This is a genomic window from Cronobacter sp. HA18003 (genome assembly GCF_011605905.1).
GTDB lineage: Bacteria > Pseudomonadota > Gammaproteobacteria > Enterobacterales > Enterobacteriaceae > Cronobacter > Cronobacter sakazakii.
Genome location: NZ_JAANQO010000020.1, coordinates 1 through 651, shown reverse-complemented (window position 1 = coordinate 651; position 651 = coordinate 1). Strand labels below are relative to the sequence as shown.

General features: G+C 41.5%; 1 protein-coding gene. It reads left to right on the top strand.

The features are described from left to right. Positions 1–651: TnsA endonuclease N-terminal domain-containing protein (locus G6041_RS11185; protein WP_243759937.1), on the top strand; the 651-nt coding region annotated here is incomplete at both ends.

The window sequence follows — 651 nt, the reverse complement described above, 5'->3', positions numbered from 1 at the left end:
TAGGGGTAGGCGTCTCAAATCCTATTTGGATTATGAAAATGCGCTAGGTGACGGCATAGGAGTGGGCTATGGCCAAAGTTATCAGCCCTGGCTTAGAGCTCAGGACGTTAAATCCCGTGGAAACCGTTCGATAGTCTTTGGCCTTAAGACGTTTCGAAACCATCATCTCCTTTCTTCTGTCGAAAGTAACTTTTTCTATCTGGCTGAGTTTAATGACTCGGTGATTGATATCCGGGAACAATTCCCACTCTTTCCTCTCCGGCTTACCCAACAAATAGCAAATCATCTACATTTTCAACATCCTATGGTGAGGGGAGTAAGAGGAGTACCTGTCGAAGTTCTGAATGTTATGACAACCGATTTTTTACTGACCTTGAGAACTCCTGAAGGCGGACTTCGATACAAAGCTATAGCAGTAAAACATAACGAGAGCATACCTGAACGCGAAGCCCAAAAACTTGAAATAGAGAGGATGTTTTGGCAGTTGATTGATGTTGAGTTTCAAATTTATGTTGGCTCGGAACTCAATAACGTCGTCGGTAAAAACATTTGCTGGGCTACTTCTGTATTAAGAGATGGTTCTGAATTTTATGATAAATATCCTCTTGATAAAATCCTATGGAAGCTTAAACCAGATGTTTATCCCATAGT